Source organism: Candidatus Dormiibacterota bacterium (genome assembly GCA_035544955.1).
GTDB lineage: Bacteria > Chloroflexota > Dormibacteria > CF-121 > CF-121 > CF-13.
The window spans coordinates 97914-113869 of sequence record DASZZN010000037.1 but is presented as its reverse complement, the minus strand read 5'-3'; the positions used below and the strand labels follow the sequence as shown (position 1 = coordinate 113869).

Here is a 15956-nt window from a genome sequence, read left to right as displayed (position 1 = left end):
TTCTATGGGAGCAACCAGGAACGTCAGCGGCAGCTGCCCCGCTGGGTGCGCTTCTACAATCGCTACCGACCCCACACCGCGCTCGGCGGCCAGGCTCCCACCTCAGTTCTTGTCAACAAGGCTGATGGGAACTACACCTAGGGCGCTTTTCACCGGTTCGTCGCCGTCCCGCTCAATGGGTCGCTTTGACGGGCGCGATATACGGGTGTGCTGCAGGCTCGCGCGCCCCGCAACCGGCCCACCAGGGGCGGCCACATGCCGGAGACCCGAGTCCGCATCGACCGCGGCGGCTGGCTGCTCTTCTGCGCGCACGGGCTCTCCGGCCTGGGTGCCGGCCCCTTCATCGCCTTCGGCGCCATCTATCAGCGGGAGCTCGGCGCCAGCGCCTTCGAGATTGGCGTTCTGGCCGCGCTTGGCATGCTGGTCGCGACGCTCGTCATGCTGCCCGGAACGCGGCTGGCCGAGCACCGCTCCCTGAAAAAGACGGTAATCGCGGGCTGGGCGATCGCCGTGCCGGCGCCGCTCTGCTATGCGATCGCGCCCCACTGGGGCTGGACCGCCGTTGGGATCCTCTTCCTGCAGCTCTCGGTTTTCAACACCCCCGCGATCAGCGTTTACCTTTCACTGGGCGTGCCGCGCGACCGGATCGCGGCGGTGATGACCACGGTGTTCTCCGCGTACTCGCTGGGCCTGATCGTCTCCAGTGTGCTGTCCGGATGGCTGGCCCAGGTCATGCCGCTGAGCGCACTCTTCTGGGTGTCCTTCGCGTTCTTCTTCGCGGCGGCGGTCTGCATCGCCTTTCTGCCATCCAAACGCTCGCCCACGTTCGCGGTACCGTCGATCCGTTACCGGGACCTGATGCGCTTCCCCGCGTACCGAGTCATGCTCGGCCTTTTCATGGTCGTGACCGCCATCATCTTCATCCCCTGGACCTTCACCGCGCTCTACACCCGCGAGGCGGCCCACGTCGACAACTTCTGGATCGGGGTCTTGATGAGTGTCCTCTACCTGGGCTCGGTGATCATGGGCCTGGGCCTGGGGCGGCTGCGCCGGTCGCTCGGCAGCGTCACGATCGTCCTTTGCTTCGAGGCAGCCTACGTTCTCTCAGCGATCCTGCTCCTGTCCTCGATGGCCCTGCCGATCCTGGGGTTCGCCTTCTTCCTGCGAGGGGCCTTCTGGTCCTTCCGCCAGGTCATGACCGCCGTGATCGGTGAAGTGCTGCCGGACTACGCCATGGCCAAGGGATACGGGCTCTTCGCACTGGTCACCGGCGCGGTGGTTATCGTCGCCTACCCGATCGCGGGGTGGATGTACGGCCTGCAGGTGAGCATGCCCTTCTGGTCGTCGGCGCTGCTGATGGCGATCGCCATGCTGGTCACGGTCTGGGTGCGGGCCTACTTCCATGCGAATTACCTGAAGCCGCCCCAGGTCGACATCCTGCCCGACGACGCCCTCCCGCGAGCCGCCTAGCCGATCGGCACCCAGTTCGGGCCGTCGCCGGTGTAGGGGTAGTCGGCTTCCCAATCGGTCAACTGCTGCGGACGGGAGCCGTCGCCGTTCATCACGTAGATCTGGGGCAGCTGGTCGACCTGGCCCACGAAGGCGATCCGCCGATCGTAGGCGGGCGTATTGGGGGTCGATCCGTTGGGTGCTTCCTTGCTCCCGGTGACCTTGACCACGCCGCCCACCTCGCTGGCCGAAAAGATGTTGACGCGGTAGAGCGCTGCTGAGCTCCCGGCGCCGGTCGCGACATAGATCGTGCTGTTGTCGTTCAGCCAGGCGGCGCCCGTGATATCGAGTGGGCCGCCCCGGCGGTAGGCGCTTGCGCCGCTGGCCGACAGGTCGTAGATCCAGAGTTCTGGGCCCGTCGCGGTCACCCGCCGAAAGGCGAGCTTGGTCCCGTTCGGCGACCAGGACGGGTGATCGGCAGGATCGTCGAGCCCGGCGGGCTTGTAGCGGCTTTTTAGGTCCAGGTTCAGGATCCACAGATGGCGGACCCCCTGCAGGTCGGTCGTGCTGTAGGCGACCGATTTGCCATCGGGGCTCAGCGCCACCGGGTCTGTGACTCGTCCGTCGACCGGATCGGTGAGGGCAACGTCCTCCAGGGTCGTCGAACGGAACCGGCGCAGCGTCCCATCGCGCAGGTAGACGATGGTGCCGTCCTGCGACCAGTAGACCGCCGACCCGTTGATCCCGGGCCGGATCACGGTGCCAGTCGCCAGGTCGACAATCTGGATCGGGCCGCTGTCCGCGTTGCGGGGCGCCTGGACGACGACCAGGCGCTGCGCGCCCGGCGACCAGTCAAAGGACAGGATGGTGTCGGTGACCTGGCTCTGCGCACTGAGCTGGTAAATCATCTTCGGCGTCGAGCGTCCGAGGAAGGTATCGGCGTGCGGATCGACGATCCCCACGGCGAACGCCGGTTGCCCGGGCTGCGCGACCAGGTAGCCGATCTTTCGAGACAGGGAAAGCGACCCGGTCTTGAAGCGGGTCTGGACGCGCCCGTAGATCGCGTTGTGGTGAACGTCGAGCGGCTGGTCGAGGGAGACGGTGTAGTTCTGGTTGGGCTGGAGCACCGCGGTCGGGATGATGTTGAACTGGGAGCCGTCACCGCCCGGCTTCGAGCGCAGCAGGAAGGGGACCTCCGGGGTCAGCTGGACGGCGGCGCGCATCGAATCGGCCTGCATCGGCCGGCTGAAAGTGAGGACGATATTGCGATCGGGCGCGACCGCGGTGGCGTTATCGGGCGGGTCGACCGCTGTCAACGCCGGTCGACCCTCGGTGGTGAAGCGCCAGGAGTGCTCGAGCCCATTCTGCTGGCCGCTGGCATCGGCGTAGCCGGCGTGCATTGAAACCCGGTAGATGGAGGAAAGCTCGAAATTGGACTGTGCGTGGATGAACGTCAGGGTGTTCCCGGTCCAGGCGAATCCGCAAGTCTTGGATCCATTGCAACCGGGCAGGGCGGGGGCGAGTGCGAAGCGCGTCTCGACCGACTGGTGGTTCATGGGCCGGTCGAAGCTGATGGTGATGACCTCGTTGGTCGCGACGTTGGTCGCCTCACGGGCAGGAGAGATGCTGACGATCCGCGGCGGGTTGAGCGCACATGCCGAAGCAAGAGGCGTCAACAAAGCCAGGACCAAGAGGACTGCGCGCCGCATGCCCGCTTAAAAGGTTAGCGAGATGTTCGCCTTAGGAGGTCCAGCGGAGGGAGTCTACCTTTGCTCTTCGAGCAACTGGCGCATCTCGTTAGCCAGGTTGGTCAGGCGGGCTGGATCGACGAACATGATCGAGGTCTGCGAAATCCGGTCGATCGTCCGGTCCAGGGCGTCAACGGTGTGCTCGGTCGAGGCGAGCATCTCCTTAACCTTCTTCGATCGGTTCGCCAGCGCGTTGTCCGCCATCTGGTTCAGCTGGCTCATCAATGAGGGCCAATCGACGTCCGGCTCGCCGGCGGGCGGACCCTGGACGGGCTGAGGCGCGGGCTGATAGTTCTGGGCACGCTGCGGTGCCGGCGCAGGCTGGGCGGCAGGGCCGGCTTGCTGCGGTGGCGGGGCCGGCCGGTAGACGGTGGAGGCGACCGAGGGCGTCATGGCGAGCATCTCTTCCAGGCTCACCGACGCGGGCTCTTCCAGGTCGGCGACGGCCTTGACCTCGATCCTGGTCTTCGAATCGGCGCAGAGGCGGGTCACGATCTCGGGGTCCTGCACCAACAGCGGCTGTCCCCGCGTGAACGCGCCCAGCAACTGCCCGTCGCGCAGCAGGATGATGCCCATCTCTTCAGGGGCGCGGACCAGCAGGCTGCCGTGGATCTTTTCCTCCTGCAGGTACTGGAGCAGGGCGCGGATGTCGACGAAGCGCGCCAGCAGCCCCTGGAGGATGGTCGGCGCGGTCAGTAGTTGATAGATCGCCGTGACCACTTCCGCCGACAGTTCGATCACGTCCATGCTGCCTTCGCCCCGGTCGACGTCGTTCTTGAACAGGGAGAAGGCCGTCCGTCCGGTGGAGACCACCGCCCCACCGTCGTAGAAGCTTTCGATCAGGCTGCCCTGGTAGAAGAGGATCATGCCACGCGAGGCGGCGCCGGTCAGACGCAGATAGCCGGTGAGCCGGTCGCTGCTCAGCGAGCGCAGCAGTTTGGGGAAATCGACGAACGCGGTCTTGAGCGACTCATACACCAGCTTGCCCACGGGCAGCGGGTACAGCTCCGTCGCGGGCGGCCCTTCCTCCGGCGTGGGCGCCGGTTGGGTTGCAGCCGGCTGACTCACCACCGGGCGCTCACTGACCTGGGATTGTGCTTGTGGCGGCGCTGCGGGAGCAGCGGCCTGGGTTGGTGCCTGGGCTTCGCGCGCCGGCGCCGGTCCGTTATCGGCACCCGGCACGCCCCGCCGCTTGGCTTCGGCGAGGATATCGGCGGTCGGTGCCGTGATGGTTTCCTCGGTTGGCAGTTTGGACTTTGGATCAAAGGAGTAATCGCCCTGGCGCCAGGCGAGCGGCGTGAAGACGGCCTCCTCGCCCTGGCTTCCATTGCCATAGGCGTGGAACAGATGCCCGAACAGAAAGAACAGCGAGTACGCCTCACCGCCATTTCGGACCTGAAGTGTACCGGTAGCCCGCTGGGCTTGTTTCGACTGCAACAGGGTGAGCAGCGGCGTCTGGTTGAGCGTGCCCCTATTGTCGAGAAGCCCGGGCGCCTGCTCGATGGTACTCACAAAAGCCTCCCACCGCCCCGAGATTTCCTGACCAATGCTAGCACAGGCCAAATACGATACCCGAACTGTCGGCAACGCGCTGTGGCGACCTCCCCCGAAGCCGCCCGCTAAGCTGTGAAGGCATGCCCGAATTGAGGACCTGCGACGACGCGTCGGCCTGGGACGCGTTCGTCTCCCAGGCTGCCGATGCCTCCGTGCTGCAAGCCTGGGCGTGGGGCACCCTCAAATCGCGCTACGGCTGGGGAGTTCAGCGCTACTTCTGGACCGAGGGTGGGGCGCCGATCGGGGCCGCCGCCGTCCTCCGCAGGAGTCTTCCCGGCGGCCTGACCCTGAACTATGCCCCCCGTGGGCCCATCCTGGACGACCGTACTCAGCAGTGGCCCGCCTTCTGGCAGGCGCTTCGCGATCGCCTCGCACAGGACGGCGGCACCATCCTCAAGGTGGACCCGGAATGGACGACCGATGCGAAACGGGCGGTGCTCACTGCGTCCGGCGCGCTGCCAAGCCGCCATCCCATCCAGCATCAAGCCACCTGGCTGGTCGACATCCGTGGCGGCGACGAGGCGATGATGCGGCTCAAGGAATCGACGCGCCGCAACATCCGATCCGGCATCAAACAAGGCATCACAGTCGAGGCCTCCGAGGCGTCGGCGGCGATGGACAGCTTCTATGAGCTGCTCCAGGAGACCGCCGCCCGGGAGCAGTTCGCGATCCGCAGCCGCGCCTACTACCAGGACCTACTGAGCCTGTTCCGCGAGCGGGGCCAGGTTGCTGTCTACCTTGCCCGCCATCAGGACCGCTTGCTGGCCGGGGCAGTGATGCTATTTTTCGGCTCGAAGCTGGTCTACCTCTACGGCGGGACACGGGAGGACGCCAAGGACCTCAAGCCTGGCTACCTGCTGCACTGGCGGGCGATCGAAGATGCCCAGCGACGGGGCTGCAACACCTACGACATGTGGGGTGTGCCGCTCGATCCACAACCCGGCCAGCGCGGCTACGGCTACTACGTCTTCAAGTCACGCTTCAACGGGCGGATGGTGCGCTTCATCGGGCTGTACGATCTCCCGGTCAACCGCGCCGCCGCGCTGACCATTCGTCTGGCGGAGCGGTTTGCGCGCGCGGGTCAGCCCGAGTTTGTCTGAGGCCGCCCTCGCTGTCACGCCTGGCGAGCGACTGGGGGCGCAGGCCTGGGATGAACTGCTGCTCGCCCAGCCCGAGGCGAACCTGCTGCAGAGCTGGAAATGGGGAGAGCTGCAATCGCGCTTCGGATGGAGCGTGGAGCGGCTCCTCGTTCATGAGGGCCGCTCGGGCGTTTGCTCGCTACAGCGCAGCGTCACGCTCTACCCGGGCGGCGCGACATATTACGTGCCACGCGGCCCCGTCGTGGCTGAGCGCGACCGCTTGCTCGTCCTCGATGCCCTGGAGCAACGCGCGACCGCCGGCCGGGGGCTGATCCTCCGCGTCGAGCCGAACGCGCGGGTCGGTGACGAGTGGCCGGCCTTCTTCGAGGGTCGGGGATTTACCAAAGGTAAGGCCGTCCAGCCGGAGGCGACGCGGCTGCTGCGCATCGACCTCGACCCGGATTCACTCAAGGCGGGCTTCAAGCCGAAGACCCGCTACAACCTGAACCTCGCGGAGAAGAAGGGCGTCACCGTACGCGCCTCGCGCGATGTCGCGACCTTCGCGCGGTTGGCGGCCGACACCGGCAAACGGCAGGGCATCCACCTGCCGGGCGTTGCGTATTACCAGGCGGCGCTCGACCTCTTCGGCCCGTCTGACGAGGTGCGGCTCTACCTCGCGGAGCACGAGGGTGACACGCTTGGCGGGATCATGGTCTTCCGCTTGGGCAAGACCGCCTATTACCTCCTCGGTGGCTCGGGCGACCGCAAGCGGGAGTTGATGCCGAACTACCTGCTGCACTGGCAGGCGATGTTGGACTTCAAGGCCCTCGGCTGCGATACCTATGACTGGTGGGGGATCCCGGAGGAGCCCGCGCCAGACCATCCGTGGTTCGGTCTCTACCGATTCAAGACCGGGTTCGGCGGCGAGACCGTCCGTTACATCGGCCTTTACGAGCACGTTCTGCGCCCCGGTCCGCTGAAGCTCGAGCGACGGCTCCAACAACTGAAGGCGAAAGTACGCCCCGCCGTGCCTATACTGCGATGACATGGCTAGGGAGCGAACGCTCTCCGAGCAGGCGTTTGAGCAGTTCCCCCAGGCCCTGATCATCGTCGACCGCGAGGCGACGGTGCTTTCGGTGAACCCGGTCGGCGAGCGCCTTACCGGGTGGGCCCTGAGGGACGCGGTCGGCCGGCCGGCGGCCGACATCCTCGAAGTGCGCACGGAGACGGGCGTCAATCTGTGTGCGCCCAACGGGGCGTTGCGTCGTGCCCTTCGGCTCGGCACCCGGATTAACACCCACTTCGCCTACCTGTTCCGGCTGCGCACCACCGACGACCCGGTGCGCGTGTCCTACTCGGTCTCGCCGATCCGTCTCAAGGGGAAGACGCCGGATGCGGCGGTGATCATCATTCACGATGTCACGCCGGAGCTCGAGACGATCGAGGCCCGGGATGCCCTGATGCTGGCGGCCTCGCACGAGCTGAAGACGCCCCTGACCACGCTCAAGGGACTGAGCGAGCTCCTGCTCGACTTCGACCTGTCAGAGGCGCAGCGCCGGGAGCTGTTACAGGATCTGCACGGCCAGGCCGACCGGATGGAGCGTCTCATCGGCGACATCCTCGCGGTCAGCCGCATCGACTCTGGTCGCATCTCCGTCGACTTCTCACGCGTCGACGTCGCCTCGGTGGTGCAGCACGTCTGCGAAGAGGTGCGGCCCATGCTCAAGGGGCGCACCCTCAAGTGCCGGGCACCCGAAAACCTGCCCGCCGTCATGGGTGAGGCGCGCAAACTCCACCAGATCCTGGTGAACCTGCTGACCAATGCCATAAAATACTCCGAGCCCGGGACCCAGATCACCCTCAGCGCGCGCATCGACCAGTCGGAAGTAAGGTTTGAGGTGTCAGACCAGGGGGTCGGAATCCGCAAGGAACATATGCCCCGGCTCTTCGAGAAGTTTTACCGTGCCGACGATCCGTTCGTGCGCCGTACCTCCGGAACCGGATTGGGGTTGTACATCGTGCGGAGCCTGGTGACCATGCTTGGTGGTCACGTCCACGTGCGCAGCCGCCATGGGAAGGGCACAGTGTTCACGGTCACGCTGCCACGCGCCGAGCCGGCCGCCCGGACCCGACCGCGGGTTGCCGTCGGCGCCCACTAACCAATGCCACCACCGAAGAAGATCCTGATCGTCGACGACGAGGCCATGATCCGCAAGGCGATCCATCTCGCCCTGGAGAAAGAGGGATACGAGGTCGTCGAAGCCGAGACCGGCGGCGAGGCGCTTCGCCGCATCGAGCTGAGTAAGCCCGATTTGATCCTGCTCGACATCATGCTGCCCGACGTTTCCGGGTTCGACGTTTGCCGCGACATTCGCAAAGCGGGGCTGCGGGTGCCGATCATCATCCTCAGCGCGAAGACGGAAGAGATCGACGTGGTCGTCGGGCTGGAGATCGGTGCCGACGACTACATCACCAAGCCGTTCCGCACCCGCGAGCTGCTCGCCCGCATCGCCGCCCACCTGCGCAAGGCGCGCCAGGAGGAGGAGGCCGTCAACCAGGGGCGGCTGGAATTCAAGGACCTGGTCATCGACCTCAACGAGCGCCGCGTCTTCCACGACTCGAGCGAGGTGATGCTGACCCACACCGAGTTCGACCTGCTGGCCTTCCTCGCGTCAAACGCGGGCAAGGTCCTGTCGCGCGAGAAGATCCTCAACCACGTCTGGGGCTACGAGTACCCGATCGAGACGCGGGTCATCGACGTCCACATCCGCAACCTGCGGCGGAAGATCGAGCAGGACCCCTCACACCCGTTCTTCATCCTGGCGGTGCCGGGCATCGGCTACCGCTTCACCAGCGCCGGCAAGCTCGGCTAGGCACGGGTGTGGTCCGTCCGCCACGGTTCGGCGTCTTCCTCGGACTCGCATTTCTTATCGGCACCGGCCTATTCGCCGGCATCGCCATATCGCAGGGCAGCGGGGTTATTCGTGTCCTGCTCACCGGTCTCTTTGTCATCGGGGCGGGCCTGCTGGCAGGCCTGATCGCGTTGGCCATCTTGCTGCGTCGGCATCCATTGATGCGCGCCTATCAGGGATGAGCGGCTCGTAATCCGAGGCGACTGGCGGTCCTTTACGCGGTTGCCGGCCTGCCCTTCTTCGTCGGACTCGCCCTTCAAAGCTCGAGCATCCTATCTAGGATCGCTGCGGGTTTAATGATCGTCGGCATTGGCATCATGTTCTTCTCACCCGAATTGGCACGGCTCAGTCGCGGCGGCCGAGGCAAGTAACAGGTTTCCGTAGGGCCGTCAGGACGCCGCAGCACCGGCGGCCGGCCGCAGCTCGCGGTAAACAGAGAGCAGCCGGTCGAGATTGTCCGAAAGGCTGAAGCGCTCGACGGCGCGCGCCCGGGCGCGCCGGCCGAGCTCGGTACGGAAGTCCGGAAATTCGATCAGCGTGCGTAGCGCCAGCCGGAGTTGCCCATCGAGATCCTTCGTGTCGACGACGATGCCCGCGCCGCGCAGGGCCTCACCGTCCGAGCCCACGTCGGTGGCAACCGGCGCCACACCGCAGGCCATCGCTTCGAGCAGCGAGAGCGATAACCCTTCGACCATCGAGGGCAGGACGAAGATGTCCATGGCGCGCAGCATGGAGATCCGCTCCGCCTCATCGAGGACTTGGCCCGTGAAAACGACGCGTGGGTTTCCATAGCGCCGGTCCAGGCGACGCTTCTCGCTGCCACTGCCGATGATCACCAGCTTGACCTCATCCGCGGCATCGACATCCTGGAAGGCGCGCACCAGCATGTCGACGTTCTTCTCGGGATCGACCCGGCCGAGGTAACCGACCAGCGCACCGGCTTTCAGCATCTGCTTGAAGTCCGATGCCCCGGGCGCGTACTTCTCGACATCGACGCCGTTGGGGATCACGGCAATGTTCTCGGCAGGGACTCCGTAGTGCTCGAGCAGGCTCTTTTGCTGCTCGGAAAAGATGATCACGCGATCAAAGTTCGCGAGCGACTGGGCATAGAGCCGGTAGACCGCGGTGCTGATCCCCTGCCAGAGGCCGAAGCGGGAATCGTAGGGGACATGGAAGGTGGCGACCGCCGGCAGGCCGAGCTCGTGGCAGAGCTCCGGGAGTCCGAAATCGATCAGCGTCGAGAAGCTGAGCGAGACGTGGACCAGGTCGACGCGCTCGCGGCGAAGGAGGTCGGTGATGCTGCGCTTTGTCCTGGGCGAGGAAATGATGTAGCGGTGGCTGCCCGTCAGGGATCGCAGCGTGAGGCCGTCGTCGGTCACCGCTGCCAGCGTGCCGTGATGGACGAAGAACACCTTGACGCCACGGGCGCGCAGCCCGGCGACCGTCTCGCGTGAATAGGTGAGCAGACCGTCGCCGGCGCGCCCACTCTGATGCCCCAGCCAGGCGACGCGCAGCGGCTCGTTCATGACGTCTCTTCCTTGCGGCGAGGGTCGCGTATGGAATACAGGTCCCCGATCAGCTCAAGCAGAAATGGGCGATTGGGCAACTCCGGGTGAGGGATGCGTAGTCCGGGCTCATCGACCACACGGTTGTCGTAGCGAAGGATGTCGATGTCGATCTCGCGCGGGCCCCATCGCTGGCGGTGCTGCCGTCCCAGCTGCTGCTCGATTTTCTTGACGTTCTCTAGCAATGCTCTGGGCTCGAGCGTCGTCTCAACTTCCAAGACTTGGTTCAAGAAGGGAGGTTGATCGGTGATGCCGACCGGCTCCGTTTCTGCTACCCGGGATTTACGGATCAGCGAAGCACCCGACTCCTTCAAGGCCGCCCGGGCCGCGGCGAGAAAGGCCTCGCGGTCACCGAGGTTGCTACCGAGGGCGAGCCACACCCGGGTCACGCGTGCCGGATGGCGTCGGCCATCCGCGCCACCCGCACCATCGCCTTGACGTCGTGCACACGGATAAGGTCGGCCCCGCCGGCGATGCTCAGCGCGACGGCGGCCGCCGTGCCTTCCAGGCGCTCGCCAGCGGGAAGGTCGAGCGTCTTGCCGATGAAGGACTTCCGCGAGGGACCGATCAGCAACGGAAAGCCGAGCCGGTGCAGCTCGGGCAGCCGCCGAATGATCTCGAGGTTCTCCTCGCGCGTCTTGCCGAATCCGATGCCTGGGTCCAGCACGATGCGATCCTCCTGGATACCGGCGGCCCGGCCCAACTCGACGCTCTCGCGCAAGCTGGCGGCGATCTCTCCGATCAGATCGCGATAGCCGCCACCGGGCTTGTTGTGCATCAGCACCACCGGCACGCCGGCCGCAGAGACGGCGGCCGGCATCTGGGAGTCTCGCCGGAACCCCCAGACGTCGTTGACGAGGCTCGCGCCCGCCTCGATCGCGCGCTTCGCGACGCTCGCCTTGTAGGTGTCGATCGAGACCGGCACTGCGACCGCGGCCGTCACCCGCTCCACCACCGGAATCACGCGGGCCAGCTCATCCTCGGCGCTGAGCCCGGGGCCGGCCCAGGTCTCGGGACGGGTGGACTCGCCGCCGATATCGATCAGGTCGGCGCCATCCTGCTCCATCTGCCTGGCCTGGGCAACCGCCGTCTCGAGATCCGTCACGCCATCACCCGAGAACGAGTCGGGGGTGACGTTGACGATGCCCATCACGTAGGTCCGCGCGCCCCAGTTGAAGTCACGCGCGCCGATGCGGGCCGATCGCATCGTGGCGGCCATCGGCCTGAGCGTAGCATCATGTCGTTTCGGTGACTGGCATCAAATTAAGCCGCCTCCTCGAGGGCGTCGAGGTGCTCGAAGCGCCCCCGACCGACCCCGAGGTCACTGGCCTCTGCTACGACTCCCGCCGGCTGAAGCCGGGCGACTGCTTCGTTGCCATCCCGGGTACGCACACCGACGGGCACCGTTACGTCGAGACGGCGCTGCGAGATGGCGCCTTGGCGGCTGTCGTGCAGCGCCGGGCGGGTACCGCCTGGCCGCAGGTGGTCGTGCCGGACACGCGCCGCGCCCTGGCGCTCATGTCGAGGACCCTCTACGGCCGGCCGAGCGAGGGCATGGTGGTCATCGGCGTGACCGGAACCGATGGCAAGACGACGACCACGACGATGATCCACCAGATGGTGCTGAACGCCGGTCGGCGCGTCGGCTCGATGAGCACGGTCGACATCCGCTTCGGCGACGCCGTCGATCCGAACGACTCGCGACAGACCACCCTGGAGGCGCTCGAGGTTCAACAGCAGCTGGCTCGGATGCGTGACGCCGGGCTCGCCTATGCAGTGATCGAGACCAGCTCGCACGGGCTCGCGTTGCAACGCGTGGTAGGTGTCGACTACGACGTCGCCGTCTTCACCAACATCGCGCACGAGCACCTCGACTTCCATAAGACGATCGAGGCCTACCGCGAGGCGAAGGCGCAGCTGATCGATTTGACGGCCGGCAGCGCTCGGAAAGGCATAGACAAAACAGCAGTGCTCAATCGCGACGACCCGAGCTACGCCTACCTGGTGAACCGGCCGATTGCCGGGCGGATCACCTACGGGCTTCAGCTCGATGCCGATCTCAAGGCTCACCGCGTCGACGCGACTCCAGAGGGGTTGCTGGTGGAAGCCTCGACGCCGCTCGGGCCTCTGACGCTGCGCTTGAAGTTGAATGGCCGCTGGAACGCCGCCAACGCACTGGCCGCCGCGGCCGCGGGTGTCGCCGTGGGGCTGACACTCGACGAGATCCGCCAGGGGCTGGAGAGCTATAGCGGCGTCAGCGGCCGGATGGAGCGGGTCGACCTCGGCCAGCCGTTCAGCGTGATCATCGATTACGCTCACACACCCCAGAGCCTCGAGAAGGTCCTTCGCGAGCTGCGACCGATCACACGGGGCAAGTTGATCGCCGTCTTCGGCAGCGCCGGTGACCGCGATCGCGAGAAACGGCCCTGGATGGGAGAGATCGCTGCCCGGCTGAGCGATTACGCCGTTTTCACGAACGAGGATCCGCGGGAAGAGGACGCGATGACCATCCTCAGCGAGATCGCGGCCGGGGCCGAGGAAGTCGGGTGGACCGAGGGCGACCAGTACGCGCGGATCGAGGACCGTCGCCAGGGCATCGCCCATGCGGTTCGGCGCGCCCGCCCGGGGGACACCGTCCTGCTCGCCGGCAAGGGTCACGAGCGAAGCATCCTCATCGGTCGTGGCAAGGAGCCGTGGGACGAACGAGCCGCCGCCGAGGCAGCGATCCGGGGACTCCCCACGTGAGCCGCGCCATCGAGGAAACCAACCGCCGGATGCTCCGTGCCCGCGATGCGATGGACCGGGCCTACGCCGAGCCGCTCGACCTTCCGACGCTCGCTCGAATCGCCCACCTTTCCGAGGCGCACTTCATTCGCACCTTCCGTGCGACATTTGGCGAGACGCCACACCGGTACTTGCAGCGCCGTCGTGTCGAGCGGGCAATGTTCCTGTTGCGTGCGACCGATCGCAGCGTGACCGACATCTGCCTCGACGTCGGCTTCAACAGCCTGGGCACCTTCAGCCGTAGTTTTCAGGCAATCGTCGGTGAGCCGCCAACGGCCTATCGGGAGCGGGGACCGATCATGGCTGTCCCGAACTGCTTCGCGATGGCCTGGACACGACCGAGCAGTTTTGGAGAAGCCAAGGCGAAAGACGTCGTCTAGCCTGAGATACGACATCAATCCCGATTCATGGAGGTCTAACAAAATGTTCAATGCTCTTCTGATCTCATCGATCTACGTTCTCGACCAGGACAAGGCCCTCGATTTCTATGTCGGCAAGCTCGGTCTCGAGGTCAACACCGACCAGGACCTAGGGTTCATGCGCTGGCTAACGGTCAACGTTCCCGGGGATGCCCGCCAGATCCTGCTGGAGAAGCCCGGCGCGCCTGCGCTCGATATCAAGACCGCCGAGCAGGTCCGCGAGATGGTGTCGAAGGGTGCCACGGGCGGACACCTGTTCTTCACGACAGCCGATTGCCGGAAGACCTACAGCGAGCTTCGCGCAAAGGGCGTCGAGTTCACCGAGGAGCCAACCGAGCGGCCCTACGGCATCGACTGCGGCTTGCGGGACCCGTTCGGAAACCACATCCGTTTCTCGCAGCCGCTACATGTCGCCACCCCAGTTGCAAGCGCCACCAAAGCGAACCGATGAAATTTCGCGCCAGCATCGAGCTCTCAGGCAAGACCGCGACCGGCATAGAGGTGCCGGCCGCGGTCGTCACTTTGCGAGAGGGCCGAATCGAGGATTAGATGACCTGGAGTTCGTGCCCTTGGGATTCGAATGCCCGCTGAATATTCGCGATAATCCGGCTGCGATCCACTGGCCCAACCGCCTCCGCGTCGTGCGGAGGGTCCCATCGCTTTATGCTTTCGCGCCAGAGAGCTATCGCGCCGGGCTTGGCCAGGACTTCGGAGTCAACGAACATTGATCGATCGCCCTCGACGTAGCGCATCCCGGTCCGACCCAGCACCTCCACTGAGAAGCCTGAATCGCTCTCGATCAGATTCGGACGCGGAGGTGCAAAGGTCACCGCCGCGCCGCGAGCACCAGCTTGCGGTCGGTAAACGACTCCACCTTGCCGTCAGTTACCACGATTTGGAGGTCGCGGACGGCGGAAGCTGGAGCGTCAAGGAAACGGGTGCGCACTCGCTCCTGCGTCGCGTCGTCCTCGCCGCCGCGCTCGAGCCAGGGCTCGAACGGATGGGCCTTACGCACCACTTCCGTTTTCTGGACGCGAAGGCCGGCCTCTTCGCAAAACGCGATCCATTCCCGCTGGGTGTAGATGTGCCGGTGAGTTGGATCGCGCAGCCTTTCGACCTCATCCTGGTAGGCGGCGCTCTCCGAGTCGTCGGGCGCGAGGCTATCGATGAAGATGAAGACGCCGCCCGGCCGCAGGACGCGCGCCACCTCACGCATCGCGAGCGGCACATCATCGAAGTGATGCGCGGCCAGCCTCGTGCTAACGATGTCGAAGCTCGCGTCCGGGAAGGGCAACCGCTCGGCAACCGCCTCGACGAACTCCGCGTTCCGAACACCGGCGACCGTAAAGAGGCGTTCCGCGGTTGCCAGCATCGTTGGGACCGGGTCGGTGAGGACGACCTTCGACACGCGCGGTGCAAGGGCGAGAGCTGTGTGGCCGGCCCCCGTGCCGATGTCGAGCACCCGTTCTGTTCCCGTGGGCGCGGCGAACTCGACCACCAGCTGCAGCTCGCGCCCTGACTTGTGTTCGCCGGTGGCGTACGCCTCGGCGGCTTTCTCCCAGCGGGTCCCGCTGCTCACACGGTCAGCTTAATGCGATGCTGTTGAGCACCTGGTCGACAGCAAGGTCGTCGCGGGCACTCGTGAAGAAGGTGAACTGGTAGTTGCGCTGTGGCGCGTGGACGAAGATCGTGGTCATGATCGGCCACCCTTGGTCAGGGCGGGCCCAGGCCGAGACGACCTTGCAGGTGTCTAGGGCTACCCTCGAGGTGTGCTTGACAACCGTGTAGTTCCAAACCTGGATCGTTTTCGCCTGATCGCCGACGGGTGCAATGTCTGGCCGCAGTGCGGCGGGAAGCTGGACGGTCAGAGTCGACGCCGTAGTGGTTTGCACAACTAGAAACGGGAGCGGGTCACCAGCCTTCGCTGCCGAGCTCACGGCTGGATCGCTGCCGTTGCCGAACTGGTAGTCCTGGGGCAGCATCAGAGACCAGCCGGCGCCGCTTGCCGGGTGAATGGCATTCGTGACGACAAAGTCTGAGCGCAGCCAACCCGACCGGTTTCCGGTGGTCACATGGAACCAGATCTTGCCGGAGGCATCTGTAGCGCGGCCGTCAGCGTTCCCTTGAGTCCCCTGGACTAGCGTCACCACCAACGCGCTGGCAGCTGAGGGTGCACTGCGGAGGTTGACTCCGAGCGGATCGTTGACCCAGATGGGCGTTGGCAGCGCTGGCACCGGGCCGGCGATGACCGTAAAGTCGTGGCCTGGTATCGGCAGCGACGCCGGACATGACGTCGGCGAGGCGTGCGGATCGATGGTGGGCGAGGTGGATGGTTGAGGTCGGCTCGCCACGGCGTGGGTCTTGTAGAGAGACGCCAGCGGCCCAGCCAGCAGGAAGGCCGCCACGGCGCCGATTGCCATCAGGGGAATTAGGCGGAGAGCCGACC

General features: G+C 65.7%; 16 protein-coding genes. 9 read left to right on the top strand and 7 right to left on the bottom strand.

Annotated features, from left to right (window positions below; all coding sequences use genetic code 11):
* Window positions 1–255: 255 nt before the first annotated feature.
* Window positions 256–1470: an MFS transporter gene (locus tag VHK65_14235; GenBank protein ID HVS07303.1), complete on the top strand. Its 1215-nt coding sequence runs from the start codon at window positions 256–258 to the stop codon at window positions 1468–1470.
* On the opposite strand, the gene VHK65_14230 is transcribed toward VHK65_14235, so the two are convergent.
* Window positions 1467–3158: an Ig-like domain-containing protein gene (locus VHK65_14230; protein ID HVS07302.1), complete on the bottom strand. Its 1692-nt coding sequence runs from the start codon at window positions 3156–3158 to the stop codon at window positions 1467–1469. The genes VHK65_14235 and VHK65_14230 overlap by 4 nt on opposite strands.
* A 54-nt stretch (window positions 3159–3212) precedes the next feature.
* A complete protein-coding gene (locus VHK65_14225; protein ID HVS07301.1) occupies window positions 3213–4709 on the bottom strand; it encodes a DUF4388 domain-containing protein in 1497 nt (498 codons plus the stop codon).
* 122 nt (window positions 4710–4831) lie between these two features.
* Between VHK65_14225 and VHK65_14220 the strand changes: the two genes are divergently transcribed.
* Genes VHK65_14220 through VHK65_14200 form a run of 5 tightly spaced genes read left to right on the top strand, consistent with a single transcriptional unit; the run spans window position 4832 to window position 8924 of the window.
* Window positions 4832–5851 (top strand): peptidoglycan bridge formation glycyltransferase FemA/FemB family protein, encoded by a 1020-nt coding sequence (locus tag VHK65_14220; GenBank protein HVS07300.1) that lies wholly within the window; start codon window positions 4832–4834, stop codon window positions 5849–5851.
* A complete protein-coding gene (locus tag VHK65_14215) occupies window positions 5844–6875 on the top strand; it encodes a peptidoglycan bridge formation glycyltransferase FemA/FemB family protein (GenBank protein HVS07299.1) in 1032 nt (343 codons plus the stop codon). Before VHK65_14220 ends, VHK65_14215 begins: the two co-directional genes overlap by 8 nt.
* A gap of 1 nt (window position 6876) precedes the next feature.
* A complete protein-coding gene (locus VHK65_14210) occupies window positions 6877–7989 on the top strand; it encodes a PAS domain-containing sensor histidine kinase (protein ID HVS07298.1) in 1113 nt (370 codons plus the stop codon).
* 3 nt (window positions 7990–7992) lie between these two features.
* Window positions 7993–8703, top strand: a complete 711-nt coding sequence (locus VHK65_14205; protein HVS07297.1) for a response regulator transcription factor — start codon at window positions 7993–7995, stop codon at window positions 8701–8703.
* A gap of 8 nt (window positions 8704–8711) precedes the next feature.
* Window positions 8712–8924, top strand: coding sequence for a hypothetical protein (locus VHK65_14200; protein HVS07296.1), 213 nt, complete (start codon window positions 8712–8714; stop codon window positions 8922–8924).
* Between the two features lie 207 nt (window positions 8925–9131).
* Here VHK65_14200 and VHK65_14195 read toward each other — a convergent pair whose 3' ends face one another.
* The 3 genes from VHK65_14195 to folP are packed head-to-tail and all read right to left on the bottom strand — an operon-like array spanning window position 9132 to window position 11526.
* Window positions 9132–10268, bottom strand: coding sequence for a glycosyltransferase family 4 protein (locus VHK65_14195; protein HVS07295.1), 1137 nt, complete (start codon window positions 10266–10268; stop codon window positions 9132–9134).
* Complete coding sequence (gene folK / locus VHK65_14190) at window positions 10265–10687, bottom strand: 2-amino-4-hydroxy-6-hydroxymethyldihydropteridine diphosphokinase (protein HVS07294.1); 423 nt, start codon at window positions 10685–10687, stop codon at window positions 10265–10267. The genes VHK65_14195 and folK overlap by 4 nt, the downstream gene beginning before the upstream one ends.
* A 5-nt stretch (window positions 10688–10692) precedes the next feature.
* Window positions 10693–11526, bottom strand: a complete 834-nt coding sequence (gene folP / locus VHK65_14185; protein HVS07293.1) for a dihydropteroate synthase — start codon at window positions 11524–11526, stop codon at window positions 10693–10695.
* A gap of 29 nt (window positions 11527–11555) precedes the next feature.
* On the opposite strand from folP, the gene VHK65_14180 reads away from it, so the two are divergent.
* From VHK65_14180 to VHK65_14170, 3 genes are read left to right on the top strand one after another with little or no spacing between them, the layout of a single operon-like run.
* Window positions 11556–13052 carry a UDP-N-acetylmuramoyl-L-alanyl-D-glutamate--2,6-diaminopimelate ligase gene (locus tag VHK65_14180; protein HVS07292.1) on the top strand — a complete coding sequence of 499 codons (1497 nt, stop codon included), beginning with the start codon at window positions 11556–11558 and terminating at the stop codon, window positions 13050–13052.
* Window positions 13049–13471: an AraC family transcriptional regulator gene (locus tag VHK65_14175; protein HVS07291.1), complete on the top strand. Its 423-nt coding sequence runs from the start codon at window positions 13049–13051 to the stop codon at window positions 13469–13471. The genes VHK65_14180 and VHK65_14175 overlap by 4 nt, the downstream gene beginning before the upstream one ends.
* 43 nt (window positions 13472–13514) lie before the next feature.
* Window positions 13515–13961 (top strand): VOC family protein, encoded by a 447-nt coding sequence (locus VHK65_14170; protein ID HVS07290.1) that lies wholly within the window; start codon window positions 13515–13517, stop codon window positions 13959–13961.
* A gap of 375 nt (window positions 13962–14336) precedes the next feature.
* Here VHK65_14170 and VHK65_14165 read toward each other — a convergent pair whose 3' ends face one another.
* On the bottom strand, window positions 14337–15089 hold the full coding sequence (locus VHK65_14165) for a class I SAM-dependent methyltransferase (GenBank protein ID HVS07289.1): 753 nt from the start codon (window positions 15087–15089) through the stop codon (window positions 14337–14339).
* A 4-nt stretch (window positions 15090–15093) separates the two neighbouring features.
* Window positions 15094–15930, bottom strand: coding sequence for an SH3 domain-containing protein (locus VHK65_14160; protein ID HVS07288.1), 837 nt, complete (start codon window positions 15928–15930; stop codon window positions 15094–15096).
* Window positions 15931–15956 lie beyond the last annotated feature (26 nt).

Excerpts from the sequence above, each read along its gene's own strand:
- VHK65_14235 (HVS07303.1), top strand. The coding sequence starts at position 256 with ATGCCGGAGACCCGAGTCCGCATCGACCGCGGCGGCTGGCTGCTCTTC.
- VHK65_14230 (HVS07302.1), bottom strand. The coding sequence starts at position 3,158 with ATGCGGCGCGCAGTCCTCTTGGTCCTGGCTTTGTTGACGCCTCTTGCT.
- VHK65_14220 (HVS07300.1), top strand. The coding sequence starts at position 4,832 with ATGCCCGAATTGAGGACCTGCGACGACGCGTCGGCCTGGGACGCGTTC.
- VHK65_14210 (HVS07298.1), top strand. The coding sequence starts at position 6,877 with ATGGCTAGGGAGCGAACGCTCTCCGAGCAGGCGTTTGAGCAGTTCCCC.
- VHK65_14205 (HVS07297.1), top strand. The coding sequence starts at position 7,993 with ATGCCACCACCGAAGAAGATCCTGATCGTCGACGACGAGGCCATGATC.
- VHK65_14195 (HVS07295.1), bottom strand. The coding sequence starts at position 10,268 with ATGAACGAGCCGCTGCGCGTCGCCTGGCTGGGGCATCAGAGTGGGCGC.
- folP (HVS07293.1), bottom strand. The coding sequence starts at position 11,526 with ATGGCCGCCACGATGCGATCGGCCCGCATCGGCGCGCGTGACTTCAAC.
- VHK65_14170 (HVS07290.1), top strand. The coding sequence starts at position 13,515 with ATGTTCAATGCTCTTCTGATCTCATCGATCTACGTTCTCGACCAGGAC.
- VHK65_14160 (HVS07288.1), bottom strand. The coding sequence starts at position 15,930 with ATGGCAATCGGCGCCGTGGCGGCCTTCCTGCTGGCTGGGCCGCTGGCG.